Source organism: Pseudomaricurvus alkylphenolicus (assembly GCF_011683955.1).
Taxonomy (GTDB): domain Bacteria; phylum Pseudomonadota; class Gammaproteobacteria; order Pseudomonadales; family Cellvibrionaceae; genus Pseudomaricurvus; species Pseudomaricurvus alkylphenolicus.
In genome coordinates this window covers 1-14,370 of the sequence record NZ_JAAQPI010000030.1, presented here as the reverse complement: position 1 = coordinate 14,370, position 14,370 = coordinate 1, and the positions used below count along the sequence as shown (strand labels likewise).

The window sequence follows — 14,370 nt, the reverse complement described above, 5'->3', positions numbered from 1 at the left end:
AGTGCTCTCTGTTAAAAAAGATATAACCAAAAGGTATTTGCAATGAGTGAAAAGAAAAAATGCCCAATAACCCACGGCTGGCAACCATACGACCCGGAGTTTCGCAAGGACCCGTTTCCGACCTATAAAGAATTTCGCCAGCAGTGCCCGGTGGGCCGTGTAGAGGCACACGATGGTTTTTGGGCGGTATCACGCTACGAAGATGTATTTGAAGTGGCCCGTGATGCCGAAACCTTTTGTTCCGGTCAGGGCATCGCCATTCCGCCCATGGAATATGACGGCCGTGCGCTGCCCATGGAGGCCGATGCCCCGGAGCATTTTGGTCTGCGCCAGATATTGGCCCATGAATTGACGCCGCGCGCGGTGATGGCACGGGAAGAAATGCTGCGAGTTTCTGCCCAAAAATTGTTGGCAAAAATTGCCGATAAGGACGAAGTGGATATCTCGGAAGAGTACGCCAAACTGCTGCCCACCACCGTCATATGCCAACTGCTGGACATTGAGGGCGACGAAGCACAGCTGCAGGAACTGCAGGAGTGGACGGAAGAAATTGTTTACGAGCGCAAAGACCACAATTCAGCTCGCCAGGCGTCAGACAATATTGTCGCTTTCTTTAACGAGTTGATTCCGCAGCGCCGTGAAAACCTGGGCGATGATTTTATCAGTACCCTACTGAAAGCCGAAGTCAATGGCCAGCCGCTGAGTGATCAGGACATTATGGACTTTTGTTGGTTCCTGTTGATCGCCGGTCTCGATAATACCGCTTTCACCATTCGCAACCTGTTGTTGCAAATCAGCAACAGTGAGGAGTTGCGCCAGGAGCTGATTGCCGACCCTGACAAAATCTCCGATGCCATTGAAGAGGTGCTGCGCCTCTATTCACCGGTGTGGGGTATTGCTCGCACGGCCACCAAAGACACGGAAATCAATGGTCAAGCCATTGCGGCCGGTGACAAGGTGATGATGCTGTTTGCCTCGGCCGATCGCGATGAAGAGGAATTCCCGGAGCCTGACAAATTTGTATTGGGGCGTACACCCAACCGCCATATGGCCTTTGGCATGGGTGCTCACCGTTGTCTCGGTTCACACCTGGCGCGTCTGGAAATCAAGGTTGCCGTGGAGGAATTTCTCCAGCTCTTCCCGGACTACCAGGTGGTCGGGGACGTCGATTGGAACACCATGGGTCCGCTGCCCATTGCCTTGTCAGCCACGGCTGAATCTACAGCGACAGCGTAAGGAGCCATAGTGATGAAGCTAACAGTCGATTGGGATATCTGTCAGGGGCACGGGCGTTGCGTCATGGTGGCCCCGGAGTTTTTTGACTTTAAGGAAGGAGAAGACAAACCAACGGTCATTGTCAGTGATATTAGCGAAGCGCAAAAATCGTTGGCACAACGGGCTTGTCGAAGTTGCCCCGAAAGGGCGCTTTTGTTGCAGGAGTAATTGTGCAGGGACGCATCAATAGGAAATGTTGATAGGAAGTGTTAACAGGTTAGAGGTCTTGACCGATTCATAGTGCCGAGTTTGTAAATACCAATAAATAATCCGAGAGGAGATATATGATGAAAATCAATAAAACACTATTGTCGATGGCAGTTTCAATGGCTATGTCGCCAGTTGTAGTTGCCGAGGAATCAACTGATAACAAAGCAGATGAATTCTTTCTGGAGGAAATCACCGTCACGGCTTCCAAGCGTGGTGAGCAGAACCTGATGGATGTGGCCTTGCCGATTACCGCATTTTCCGGCGATGACCTGGAACGACAGGGAGCTGCAAACCTGGAAGACTTTATCAACAAAACCCCGGGCCTGACACTGACCTCCGTTAACCCTGGCAACCAGGTGATTCAAATACGAGGTATCTCAGCGTTGGTGGGTGACCCCACGGTCGGGCTTTATCTCGACGATGTACCTTTTGCCACGGCGGTGAACCTGGAGTTTCCTTCTATTCCCAGCTTTGATTTGGCGGGTGTCGAAGTCCTGCGCGGTCCCCAGGGCACCCTGTACGGTGCCAGTTCCCAGGGTGGTACAGTGATTGTCAAAACCCAGGATGCCAGTACCACTGAGTTTGAAGGCAAGCTGGATGTGACCGGCGCCTCCATCCACAATGGGGAGGCGTCCTACTCCATTAACGGCGCTATCAACCTGCTGCTGGTGGAAGATGTACTCGGCTTGCGATTGGTTGCCGGAGTCAATGAGACTGGCGGTTATATTGATGACTCCTCGGTGGGCAAAAAGAATGTCAACGACACTACCCTGGAAAACTTCCGGGCGAAGTTGACCTACACCCCCAATGATAACCTGGAAATTCGTCTGGGCGCCTGGTTCCAGGATCTGGAAGCGGACGGTTTTAATATTGCCGACGAAAACCTGGACCGTCCTATGGGCGCACCCACGACAGCGCTTGCGCCGGTTACTGGCATCGACAGCGAATACTCCGCTTTTGATTACGATGTTTACAATATGGCGGTGGAGTACGAGTTTGACGCCTTCCGTATATACAGCGCCACCTCCTACCTTGAATTTGAAGAGGCGATTTTTGACGCCTCGGGTTTGTCCGTGGGTGTGGGTTATGACAATCGCACTATTGAAAACCTGTCTCAGGAAATTCGCCTGGTTTCAAAGTCTGACTCGGATTTCAGTTGGACCCTGGGTGGCCTCTACAATGACAATGAGACCACCTTTTTGTTTACCCTGGCCCCCGGTTTTCCCGGTGCAGTGGACGAATTGGTTGAATCCAAGTCCTGGGCCGTGTTTGGTGAGGGCACCTGGAGCTTTTTTGATAACTCTGTGGACCTGACCTTGGGTCTGCGCTATTTCGAGGATAAGCGCACGGATACAGAATTGCCAAGCTCCCTGGCGGTCACCGGTTTCCCTATTGCGCCGGGGTTGGTATTTCCCGGAATGGAAGCCGTGGGGGTGGCGGTGAAACGCGATGCCACCTTTGATACCGTACAGCCGAAACTCAATATTTCCTGGCGCCCCAGTGACGATTCCCTGCTGTTTTTCAACGCGGCACGGGGCTTCCGCAGTGGGCTGGTTCAACCGGGTGGTGTTATGGCCATGAATATCGCCCTGGGTGGTTTCACTCCCCAGGAGGAAGTGGCAGAGGAAAGTGTCTGGAGTTATGAAGTGGGTGCCAAGGGTACGCTATTGGATGGTCGTTTGAGTTATGACACTGCGCTTTATTATAACGACTGGGAAGATATTCAGATATTTGGCGCAGCCCCCGGTGTGGGAATCGGGTTTGTATTTAACGGCCCCACGGCCCAGGCGTATGGCCTGGATTGGGCGTTCAGTTACGCCACTGCGCTGGAAGGCCTGACGCTGTCCACCACCGGTAATGTCAATGTTTCGGAATACACCAGTGATGCCAGCTTCCTGGATGTTAATGGCATTGTGGCGCCCGCCGATGTGAGCGATGGCGATCGTATTGTCAACGTGCCCAAGTTTACCTTTTCCGCATCGGCCAATTATGAGTTCGAGTTAACCAGCCTGGAAGCACAGGGTTTTGCCATGTTAGAGGTGCAATACAACAGCGAAAGGGAAGAGCCGACCAGTGACTTCACGGCAGGAAAAAATACCTTTGTGAATGCGCGCATTGGTATGGAGAGGGAGAATTATGGCATCTACCTGTTTGGCCGGAACCTGACCGATGAGTCCGATGCGATGTATCCAGCCGGTATTGAAGCCGCGTCATTGGGCTTCACCTTGAACAGCCGGCCGCAGCCAAGAACCCTGGGTGTCAATGTGAAAATGAACTTTTAAAGCGCTCAGTGCCTGTTCATTCAGTTGCAGTGAACAGGTACTTCTATAATTAGTGTACAGCAGTAGATATTGGCGGTGTTGTATCACCGCCAATGGGATAACACAGGAGATAAACATGCCAATTCGTTACTTGTTAGTCATTGCTTCTTTGCTTTCCATGAGTGGGGCGATGGCAAATGATTATGTAATCGAGAACGTCAACCTGGTTCCGATGACAGAGGAGGTTGTGAAGAAAAACCATTCAGTGCTGGTTAAGAGTGGCAAGATTGCAAAAATCTGCAAGCAGGCACGCCAGTGCCTGGATGGCGGGGCGCAGCGGATTGATGGATCGGGAAAATACCTGATCCCTGGCTTGGCTGATATGCATGCCCACACTAGCCATATTCCTGAGTTGGCGAAGAAGAATCCTGTTCAGAGGGGGATGTTTGAGCGTATTCAGAGCCAACAGTTGAGACAGTACGCCATGTTTGGTGTGACTACAATCCGGGATACGGGTGGCGGCGAACTTAATCTGGAAGCACGTAAAAAGATTGAGCAGGGCAAAGCTACTGGCCCTCGTATTTATACTTCTAAGGGGGCAATGGACGGAAATCCGACGTTGCACAATGCTACATTGCCGTTTGATGATCCCAAAGTTGCAGCTGATTATGTCCGGCAGTCCGTAGCAGAAGGGTATGATCTTATTAAGATCTATTCTACATTAACAAAGCCTGTATTCGATGCAATTATAGATGCTGCTAAAGAGTCGAATACACCTGTGATTGGTCATGTACCTATGCAGATAGACATGGAGTATGTCTTGCAAAAAGGGCTGCGCTCTATTGAACATTTGTCAGGATTTGGCATGTTTTGTGCGGGTTATGATGCAGGGCTTAAGCCTGTTATGGATGATGTCTACCAAGGATTAAATTACTGTACTCCTGAAAAGGTAAAGTCTGTTGCAGAAATGACAGCAAAATATCCTGTTTGGGTGGATCCAACATTGATCGTACAGGATAACGTAAAAACTGAGTGGGATCGGCATACAAGGTATAACAAGGAAGAAGCCAGTTTTACACCGCCGATGCTACAAGTATTTCAAGAGTGGCTTTTTGAAATCTTTCACCCGCGTCCCCGTGCAGGACTGAAAGCGTCAAAACCTGTGAGAAAGGCAATAGTAAAAGCGTTAAATGATGCCGGAGTACCTCTTCTTGTTGGTACTGACACTATGGCAACTGGTTACAACGTTCATCAGGAGTTGGCATTATTAGTAGAAGCCGGCCTTACCCCTTACCAAGCATTAGTTGCCGCAACATCTGAGCCAGCTCGTTACTTCGATAAAGAGGGTGAATTTGGCACCATCGTTGAAGGTGCAAATGCGGATATTGTACTGCTGGATAAAAACCCGTTGTCCGATATTGAAAATGCCAAGGCCATTCGCGGCGTAATGATGCAGGGGCAGTGGTGGCCCAAAGCGAAGATTGATGCTGAACTGGCTGCTATTCAAGCTGAATACAAAGCGGATTTTGAAATGGTTAAGGCTATGCAGGCCGCGAGTCACTGATTAGGCTAATTCAGCATTATTTTACTGTAGCAGCCCGCTCTGAGGGCGACAGGCTTTGGCAGTCATATTTCAGTCTTTGTCGCGGTCAGAGCCTTCAGCTATAAAGAGCCCGCTGCTACAGTGAGTTAAAGCATTGTGTGTTGGTGCTGTCTTTTTAGTTGGCTAGGAATTTTTTGAGAGAGATGATGAGAACTTTATTTAACTCAATAATCGCTTTTACTGTTCTATTTTTAGGTTCCAATTTTTCTTTTGCTCAGGATTACCTGATCAAAAACGTCAACCTGATCCCCATGACCTCTGATCAGGTGATGGCCAATCACTCGGTGCTGATTAAGGGCGGCAAGATTGCAAAAATCTGCAAGCAGGCACGCCAGTGTCTGGATGGTGAGGCGCAGCGAATTGATGGATCGGGAAAGTTCCTGATTCCCGGTCTCAGTGATATGCACGTCCATGTGGATGGACTCGCTCCCTTGAAAGGGAGTGCAACTGCCGAGCAAGTGGCTATGGCAAAGCGTGTACAGAGCCAGCAATTGCGCCAGTATCTGATGTTCGGTGTAACCACCCTTCGCGATGTGGCTGGCGGTGAGCTGAACCTGGAAACCCGTGACAAGATTAACCGTGGTGAAATGGCTGGGCCGAGACTTTATACCTCGTATGTACCCATGGATGGTGACCCACAGTTGCACTCGTTGACGACGCCATTTTCCAACCCCAAGACGGCGGCGGATTTCGTGCGCAAAACCGCTGCCATGGGTTTTGATATGGTAAAAATCTATTCGACCTTGAATAAAGAGACCTTTGATGCGATTTTGGATACCGGTAAAGAAGTCGGTATCCCTGTGATGGGTCACTTGCCCATGCAGATCGATTTTGAGTACGCCATCAAGAAAGGCATGCGCTCTATTGAACACCTCTCAGGTTATGATGTGGCCTGCGCCGGGCCGGATGCGGGTTTGCTGCCAACCATGGATGATGTCTATCAGGGTTGGGCCTACTGCACGCCGCAAAAAATCCAACAACTGGCGGAAATTACCCAAAAATACCCGGTCTGGGTTGATCCCACGTTGACCGTGGTGGAAGAAATGGTGACCGAGTATGAACGCTATAGCAAACAAGATGTCGCCGCTCAGTATCGCAATGCTCAAGCGACCCTGTTCTCAGAGTATATGTTTGAGATTTTTCACCCGCGCCCAAGAAATGGTTTAAAGGGCTCCCGAGAAGTTCGCCTGGCACTGATAAAAGGCCTCAGTGATGCTGGTGTGCCACTGCTGATTGGTACCGATACCACCGCATCCGGTTTTAATGTACACCAGGAGATGGCGCTGTTTGCCGAAGCGGGTTTGACCCCCTACCAAATTCTCAAGGCTGCCACCGTTGAACCGGCCCGCTATTTCGATAAAGAAGGGGAGTTTGGCACCATTGTAGAAGGCGCCAGTGCCGAACTGGTATTGCTGGATAAAAACCCGTTGGCTGACATCGCTAATGCCAAGGCAATCAGCGGCGTGATGATGCGGGGACAGTATTGGCCCAAGGCCAAGATTAACGCGGAACTGGCGGCGATTCAGGAAGAGTACAAAGTAGACCTTGAAATGTTTAAGGCCATGCAAGCTGCCAGTCACTAATTAGTTCTACTTTGTCGCGGCGTTGTCAACTAACCCACCCTACGTATGCGGTCGATTTGTATCGAGAAAAAGTAGAATTACTTGTTAATAAATGCGTGTTTGGGTGGGTTTAGGAGAAATTAATGGGCTGGAAAAATTCTACCGTTGATAAAGAGCTTGCAGAGCTGGGAGCAAGTTCATCAATCACCCGTCGGGATTTTCTCGGGGGGCTGGCCGTTGGTGGTGCCGGGCTGCTGGGCGGCCTCTCCCCAAGAGAGTTACTGGCAGCTGAAAAATCCGGCCCTGATGTTTCTGTCCCTCCCATCGACAAACACCAAGCCGCCCGCTTCAACGGCCCGGGTGGGGTGGGGGATTACCGCAATTCCAACGGCAACACTTGGGAGGTACTCTCTCGGGCTCACCTGATTCGCGATGGGCACTATGGTGATCTGAGTTCCACCGCATACCTGGACGGCGGTGACGATTACGATGTGATTATGATCGGCGGCGGGCCTTCGACCATCGGCGCCAGTTATCGCCTGATCAAAGAAAAGGGTGACTCCCTTAAAGGCCTGATTCTGGAGAATCATCAAGTCCTTGGCGGCAAGGCGCGACAGAATGAATTTGAAGTGGACGGCCACACCATTTTTGGCCCCCAGGGTGCCAACCTGGTGATTCTGCCCACCGAGCCCGGCCAGGTGGCTCTGGGCGAGGACCTGCTGTACGAGGAGTTTACCGATATCGGTATGCCGCTCCACTTTGATCCCGTTGCTCTCACCGGAACTGACAAACCGCTGGAAGCGGACGTCTCCAACTATATGTATATGTGGCTGGGGCCTGTGTCGGACAGCATTGGTTATTTTGGTAAAGCCACCAAGGCCAACCCCGAACCCAAGCTGGTTAAAAACCCCTGGATTAATGGCTTTGGCGGACTCGGCTTTTCCGCCGAGGTTGAGCAGGACCTGATGAAGTGGCAGTGGGGCTTGACACTGGACCGCCCTGCGGAAGGGCTGGACCAGTGGCTCGACAGCATGAGTTACGAACAACTGCTGGTGGATGTGCATGGCCTTTCTCCGGAAGTAGCTCGCTTTGCCGACCCCATGCTGGCCACCGGTATTGGCCTGGGCAGCTCCACCTGCTCGGCGCTGGCAGCCACCTACAATATGGAAATGCCCGGTGCTCGCCTGGTCGGCGATCCCCATACGGCGATCATGAATGACCCCAAGAACCGTGGTCTGGTAGACACCTGGAAAGGTTTTAATGTGCACTGCTTCCCCGGTGGCAACAGCTTTCCCTATCGCTATTTTCTCAAATATATCTGGCCCGACTGTTTAAAGGGTGCCAAAACCCCAAGGGATGTGTTGGATGGGGATATCCGCTTCGATCAGCTGGATACCGACAAGCACCCCATTCGAATTCGCCTGGGCGCCACTGTCGTGGATGTTCGGCATGTTCCCGGTAGTGCTCAGAAAAAAGTGCGCGTAGTCTACGAAAAAGGCGGCCAGCTTTATGCGGCTTACACCAAGTCGGTTATCCTCGGCAGCGCCAGTTGGGTGAATCGCAATATCCTGGGAGATGCACCCGCCGATATCCGTAGCGCTATGGACTCCTTTGAATACGGCCCGGTAGTGGTGGCCAATGTGGCACTGACCAACTGGCGTTTTATGGAGAAGCTGGGTGTTACCTCGGTGATGTATCAGGGCGGTGAATTTGGTTTTATGTGCAATATTCGCCAGCCTCTGGATGTCGGTGGTTATCGACCGCCGTTTGACCCCGACAAACCCATTGTCATGACGTTCTACGCACCGCTGATCGAACCGTCCTTAAGCGCCAAACAACAGGGTTCCAGTAAACGCTGGGAACTTTTTTCGACACCCTATCGGGACATTGAATTGAAAATTCGTCGCCAGATGGTGGCGATGTTTGGACGCACCGGTTTTGATCCAAGCCGGGATATTGCCGGCATCACCCTCAATCGCTGGGGGCACGCGTTTGCCGTTCCCGGTCCCGGTTTTTTCCACCCGGCCGGTGGCGGAACCTCCAACTCCGATACCTTGCGCCAGGGCTACGACCGCATCTTTTTTGCCAATGGCGAATTGCGCGGTCTACAGGGAACCCTGGGCGCCCACAGCGAAGGTCAGCGCGCCGCACGCCAGGTGCTGGAAATCATCTAATACTTGTTTCAGCTAATGGCACGTATTCTCCAACAAGCAGCTTTTAACTTGCGGCTTACAGCTTACAGCTCACAGCTTGCCGCTTCAAAGCTACTTTACACCCTTTAAACCACCAACAGGAAAATTATGTCTGATAGCAATCAGGAAGAAGCCACTATTGTACAGCTCTGCCAAAAATACGTGGATGCCTTCTCCGAAGCCAACAGTCAATTGATGGCCGGTGTTTTTCACGAAACGGCAGCCATTCACGGTCATGTTCAAGGCGAGGTCTGGATAGGCGATGCCGTAGCGCTAGCCGCTTTCTGTGATTCCAATCCGCCCGGGCGCGAAACGAATATGACCGGAGATATTGAAGTGTTGGATATCTTTGATAACTCGGCAGCGGTTAAAGTTGCCATTAATAGCTACCACGGCTTGGCGTTTACCGACTATTTTGTGTTGCAGAAAACCGATGGCACCTGGAGCGTGGTCGGCAAGTCCTTTAGTGGGCCCTGAGATTGTCCTTGAATAAGTATTTAGTAACAACTTTTGGAGTAACGAGTTAATGACATCTGCCAATATATCATTGGCCTATGATCTGGTTGAAGCTGAAGGCCGCCCAGCAGTACTGATTCACGCACTGATGGGTAACCGTGGGTTTATGGATTCCATAGGACAGTTCTGGCGACAAGAACATGGGGCTACCTTGGCAGTTGATTTGCCAGGTCACGGTGAAAGTCCTATGCCATTGGAGCCAATTTCAATCAGTGACAGCGCTAAGCAAGTTGTGGCATTAATTAAACAACAGGGTCTGCAAGATCCGATTGTAATTGGTCACAGCATGGGTGGCTTGGTCGCACTGGAAGTGGCTGCGCAAGTGCCTGAATCTGTAGCCGGGGTAATTCTGCTGGACCCTGCGCCAATCGTTTTTGACGATGCCACCCGCCAGGGCTGGAGCGGTTTGTACGAGATGCTTTCTGGTGAGGGCTATCAGGATGCCAAGGCGATGATAATTGATGGTCAGGCAGGGCCTTACGACAACAAGCAAGCGGTTGTATCGCGAGCGGACGTTTTCGAAAAAGTGGCACCTGAAGCGCTGATTCAATCCTTTAGCAGTATGCTGCAGTGGAATGGTGCCGAAGCTCTGGCTAAGGTGAAAGCGCCAGTCGCTGGATTCTGGGGTGGACGTAATGCTGAGCCGGATGTATTGCTGGAGCATAAAGCCGATGCGCTGATTGGTCAGGTGGTGGCATCAGGCCACTATATTCACCTGGAGGCCCGTGAGCAGGTTGAGGCAATGATCAATCAGGCCCTAAAGGTCTGGGCTCTCTAGACTCTCTCATCTCAATAAAATCTGCTATCTGCTATTAGCCCCATTCGTTTTCTGTGATATGGGGCTATTTATTCTTGGTAGCTGCAAGTAGAATCCTTCGTTTTTTTTAAGAGAGCTTAAGGGCACTTCTAAAAATTCTTATTTTTGGAAGTGCCCTTAAGGCTCCATAGGAATTAGACGGGGAACAGCATGGCATTTCCAACACCCAAGCAAAGCAACGATCTAAACACTCTATTGACGGGTAATACCGCCAATGATGCGGTGATTCTGATTACGTCCAATACCGGCTGTGATAGCTGTGAGCAGGTGAATGCTGTACTGGCTGGCGCAGCTCAGGTGGATCAACGACTGGGTAAGGAAACGGTTCTGATCCATGCCTCGGAGTTGGCCGGTGGCCGCTTGATTCATGCGCCTACCGGGCCACTGGACCGTGACTACGATGATGTTCGTCGCTTTGCGGATGCCGCCGCCAGTGCGATGGCAATGGCAAAAGGTGCCGGTGCTAAAAACCCCATTCTGCTGGTAGAGGGAGTGCCCGCAGATACCGAATTTTCTCAGGCTGTAGAGGTGAGTTATCTGGCGGCCTGTCATCGATTGTGGCAGCCTCTGGAAGCGCGCGAAGCGCAGGATACGAGCCAACTTGAGCCGGTTGAGAGCATCACACTGGTCGATATTGAGAAGAGCCTGGATGTGGATTATCTGGCTGCCGTAGAAGCCGGTCGCCGTTTGGCCCGTGACCTATGTGGCACTGAACCCGAGCGCATGGCGCCACCCAAGTTTGCCGATTATTGTGTTGAGGCACTGGCAGGAAGCTCTGTCTCTGTTGAAGTAATTGACGATCAAGACCTGATTACCCGTGAATACCCGTTATTGGCAGCGGTGGGCCGTGCCTCACTGCCAGTGCCTCGTCACCATGCCCGTGTGATTAACCTTACCTACGAAGGCGAAGGCCCCATTGAGAAGACGCTCTATCTGGTCGGTAAGGCGGTAACCTTTGATGTGGGTGGTGTGGACATCAAGGTTGGCGGCCACCTGGCAGGTATGAGCCGTGATAAAGGCGGTGCTTCCGCGGTAGCAGGCTTTGTGAAGACGGTTGCAGAACTGAAGCCAAAAGGCCTGAAAGTTGTTGCTTCACTGGCTGCGGTACGGAATAGCATCGGTTCGGATGCCTTTGTTCCGGATGAAATTATCACCAGCCGTGCCGGTGTTCGGGTTCGCATTGGTAATACCGACGCGGAAGGCCGCCTCGCCATGGCGGATCTTTTATCCCGCTGCCGAGAGCAGGCCAAAGAGGCCGTTGCGCCTGAATTAATGACGGTCGCTACCTTGACTGGTCATGCGGCCTTGACGGTAGGGCCCTATACTCTGTTGGTAGAGAACGGTTTTGCCAGGGATAAGCAGATGGCCCGACAGCTGGCTGAAGTCGGGGAGCAATGGGGGGATTGTATGGAGATTAGCCTCTCTCGCCGTGAAGATTGGCACTTTATCAGGCCGCGTACTGCGGCAGATGACGTGCTCTCATCTAACAATGGGACTTCCGTCAGCGTAGCTCGCGGCCATCAGTTTCCCATGGCTTTTCTCGCTGTTGCATCGGGCCTGGATAAGCATGGCGCGAAGTCCGAGCAGCCGTTACCTTATATGCATATTGATATAGCGGGCAGTGGTATTGAAGGCGGCGATTGGCAAAGCGGAAGCCCAACTGCAGCCCCCTGCGTTGCATTGGCAGCACATTATCTGCGATGATTTACGCTCCTTTCTTGGTGATCATTTCATTGATATCCCTAGTAAATATATCAGTAGCTCTGTCAGTTAGTTTTGATTCAGTCTGGGTGAAACAGACATGATTGAGACTAAACCTGAAAAACAGGCCGCGAAACGTGTTCAGGGTCTGCTGCTACAGTAGTACCCTGATTTTGGTGTTCCGACTACTCGGGAAACTACTGCGGCCTATCCAGACACCAGCTTATGCCCAATTGTGACCAAATTTGTACAATTGCCAGTGAGGCTTTGCCCTAGGATAGCAGCAATGTGTTTTGAGGAACTTCCACACAAGGCTTAATGATGAATACACCACTGACTGTCGCCCGAATAATGAGTTTCGCTGGTTAGGTCTGCGGCTTAGGTCTGCGGCTCTTCGGAAATTGTTTCAGTCACCGTCGGTAACCCTACAGCGGTGCGGGATTACTTTGCGTTGCAGAAAATCGATAACATTTGGAGCCTGGCAGGCAAGTCCTATAGCGGGCCCTGCCAGTATCTTTGAACAAGACAGTGTCTATGAGTAAACCCGACGTTATTTCGTTTTTTCATGCGCCGACTTACACCATCAGTCACCTGGTGGTGGACGCGCATACCAGTAGCTGCGCACTCATCGATCCGGTGCTGGACTATGAGCCGGACTCGGGGCGCACTGCCACGGTCGCCATTGACGAGATCATTACCTATATTGTGGATCATCAACTCAAACTGGAATGGATTCTGGAGAGCCATGTGCACGCCGATCACCTGTCAGCGGCTGTGTATGTTAAACAGCAGCTGGGTGGCAAAATTGCCATTGGCAACGGCATTGGTCAGGTACAGGAAGGCTTCGGCAAAGCGTTTAATATCCCCGATGACGTAACCTGCCAGTTCGATCACCTGTTCGCCGACGACGAATGTTTTACCCTGGGCAATTTACAGGCGCGGGCCATGCATACCCCTGGCCATACACCAGCCTGTATGACCTATGTGATAGGCGATGCCGGCTTTGTGGGGGACACACTGTTTATGCCGGACTTTGGCAGCGCCCGCTGTGATTTTCCCGGTGGTGATGCCGGCACCTTGTATGACTCGGTGCAAAAAATCTTCCAGCTGGACGATGAAACCCGGTTGTTTATGTGTCATGACTACAAGGCGCCCGGTCGCGATGAGTATCAATGGCAAACCACGGTGGGGGAGCAGAAGCGCAGCAACATCCATGTTGGCAGGGGTATCAGCAAGCAGGCGTTTGTTGCCATGCGCAAGGCCCGCGACGCCCAGCTGACTCTGCCGCGTTTAATCCTGCCATCTGTGCAGGTCAACATTCGGGCGGGGCAGTTGCCCGCGCCGGAAGCCAATGGCCAACGTTACTTAAAAATCCCCCTGGACCTTTTTTAACGCAAAAATAACGATTATGAGGAGCTGTGCACATGAATAAACCAACAGCAACCACCACCAATCACCAGATTGTGATTGTTGGCGGCGGAGCCGGGGGCATCGCCACCGCCGCCAGTCTTTTGAAGCGAGATCCCACTCTGGATGTGGCCATTATCGAGCCCAAGGACGTTCACTATTACCAGCCCGGTTGGACCATGATTGGCGGCGGGGTTTTTGACCCCTCGCAAACCCGTCGCGCCATGGCTGAGGTGATACCCGCCGGGGCGCTTTGGATTCGAGCGGCGGTGGCCGAGTTCTTTCCGCAGGACAATCAGCTGGCACTGGAAAACGGTGAGCGCATTGGCTACCAGGTACTGATTGCCGCGCCCGGTATTAAACTGGACTGGGACCGGGTGGAGGGTTTGACAGACACCCTGGGTAAAAACGGCGTTACCTCCAATTACCGCTTTGATTTGGCGCCCTATACCTGGAAGCTGGTGCAGGAACTGCGTCAGGGTACCGCGCTCTTTAGCCAGCCCCCCATGCCCATCAAATGTGCGGGTGCCCCGCAAAAAGCCCTGTATCTGTCTTGCTCACAATGGTTAAAGCTGGGGCGGCTCTCCAATATCAAGGTGGCGTTTCACAATGCCGGTGGCGCACTGTTTGGCGTGGCCGATTATGTCCCGGCATTGATGGAGTATATGAACAAATACAATGCCGAGTTGTGTTTTAATCAAAACCTGGTTGCGGTGGACGGACCGGCACAAACCGCCTGCTTTGAGGTCACCGATGAGCAGGGCCAGAAAACCCGGATCGAGCGCCGCTTTGATATGCTGCACGTCTGCCCGCCCCAGGTGGCGCC

Annotated in this window: 11 protein-coding genes; all 11 read left to right on the top strand. The window is 52.1% G+C overall.

The features are described from left to right. Positions 1–42 precede the first annotated feature (42 nt). Positions 43–1,236 carry a cytochrome P450 gene (locus HBA55_RS35290; protein ID WP_167000519.1) on the top strand — a complete coding sequence of 398 codons (1,194 nt, stop codon included), beginning with the start codon at positions 43–45 and terminating at the stop codon, positions 1,234–1,236. A 12-nt stretch (positions 1,237–1,248) separates the two neighbouring features. Continuing rightward, positions 1,249–1,443, top strand: a complete 195-nt coding sequence (locus tag HBA55_RS35285) for a ferredoxin (protein WP_167000517.1) — start codon at positions 1,249–1,251, stop codon at positions 1,441–1,443. A gap of 119 nt (positions 1,444–1,562) precedes the next feature. Next, a complete protein-coding gene (locus HBA55_RS35280) occupies positions 1,563–3,767 on the top strand; it encodes a TonB-dependent receptor (protein WP_167000515.1) in 2,205 nt (734 codons plus the stop codon). A gap of 115 nt (positions 3,768–3,882) precedes the next feature. Then, positions 3,883–5,310, top strand: coding sequence for an amidohydrolase family protein (locus HBA55_RS35275; protein ID WP_167000513.1), 1,428 nt, complete (start codon positions 3,883–3,885; stop codon positions 5,308–5,310). Positions 5,311–5,492: 182 nt separating this feature from the next. After that, complete coding sequence (locus HBA55_RS35270) at positions 5,493–6,932, top strand: amidohydrolase family protein (protein ID WP_167000511.1); 1,440 nt, start codon at positions 5,493–5,495, stop codon at positions 6,930–6,932. 122 nt (positions 6,933–7,054) lie between these two features. After that, the gene (locus tag HBA55_RS35265) at positions 7,055–9,085 is read left to right on the top strand and encodes a twin-arginine translocation signal domain-containing protein (RefSeq protein ID WP_167000509.1); all 2,031 of its coding nucleotides are present in this window, start codon (positions 7,055–7,057) and stop codon (positions 9,083–9,085) included. A 126-nt stretch (positions 9,086–9,211) separates the two neighbouring features. Next, entirely contained in the window at positions 9,212–9,580 is a 369-nt protein-coding gene (locus tag HBA55_RS35260; RefSeq protein ID WP_167000507.1) for a nuclear transport factor 2 family protein, read from the top strand. Between the two features lie 49 nt (positions 9,581–9,629). Next, positions 9,630–10,397: an alpha/beta fold hydrolase gene (locus tag HBA55_RS35255; RefSeq protein ID WP_167000505.1), complete on the top strand. Its 768-nt coding sequence runs from the start codon at positions 9,630–9,632 to the stop codon at positions 10,395–10,397. 189 nt (positions 10,398–10,586) lie between these two features. Continuing rightward, complete coding sequence (locus HBA55_RS35250) at positions 10,587–12,140, top strand: M17 family metallopeptidase (protein WP_167000503.1); 1,554 nt, start codon at positions 10,587–10,589, stop codon at positions 12,138–12,140. 531 nt (positions 12,141–12,671) lie between these two features. Beyond that, on the top strand, positions 12,672–13,529 hold the full coding sequence (locus HBA55_RS35245; RefSeq protein WP_167000497.1) for an MBL fold metallo-hydrolase: 858 nt from the start codon (positions 12,672–12,674) through the stop codon (positions 13,527–13,529). A 32-nt stretch (positions 13,530–13,561) separates the two neighbouring features. Next, positions 13,562–14,370 (top strand): NAD(P)/FAD-dependent oxidoreductase (locus HBA55_RS35240; RefSeq protein ID WP_167000494.1); only part of this gene is annotated, 809 nt, incomplete at its 3' end.

What these genes read in the sequence shown, in the direction of transcription:
- HBA55_RS35290 (WP_167000519.1), top strand. Translation starts at nt 43, where the DNA reads ATGAGTGAAAAGAAAAAATGCCCAATAACCCACGGCTGGCAACCATAC.
- HBA55_RS35285 (WP_167000517.1), top strand. Translation starts at nt 1,249, where the DNA reads ATGAAGCTAACAGTCGATTGGGATATCTGTCAGGGGCACGGGCGTTGC.
- HBA55_RS35280 (WP_167000515.1), top strand. Translation starts at nt 1,563, where the DNA reads ATGAAAATCAATAAAACACTATTGTCGATGGCAGTTTCAATGGCTATG.
- HBA55_RS35275 (WP_167000513.1), top strand. Translation starts at nt 3,883, where the DNA reads ATGCCAATTCGTTACTTGTTAGTCATTGCTTCTTTGCTTTCCATGAGT.
- HBA55_RS35270 (WP_167000511.1), top strand. Translation starts at nt 5,493, where the DNA reads ATGATGAGAACTTTATTTAACTCAATAATCGCTTTTACTGTTCTATTT.
- HBA55_RS35265 (WP_167000509.1), top strand. Translation starts at nt 7,055, where the DNA reads ATGGGCTGGAAAAATTCTACCGTTGATAAAGAGCTTGCAGAGCTGGGA.
- HBA55_RS35260 (WP_167000507.1), top strand. Translation starts at nt 9,212, where the DNA reads ATGTCTGATAGCAATCAGGAAGAAGCCACTATTGTACAGCTCTGCCAA.
- HBA55_RS35255 (WP_167000505.1), top strand. Translation starts at nt 9,630, where the DNA reads ATGACATCTGCCAATATATCATTGGCCTATGATCTGGTTGAAGCTGAA.
- HBA55_RS35250 (WP_167000503.1), top strand. Translation starts at nt 10,587, where the DNA reads ATGGCATTTCCAACACCCAAGCAAAGCAACGATCTAAACACTCTATTG.
- HBA55_RS35245 (WP_167000497.1), top strand. Translation starts at nt 12,672, where the DNA reads ATGAGTAAACCCGACGTTATTTCGTTTTTTCATGCGCCGACTTACACC.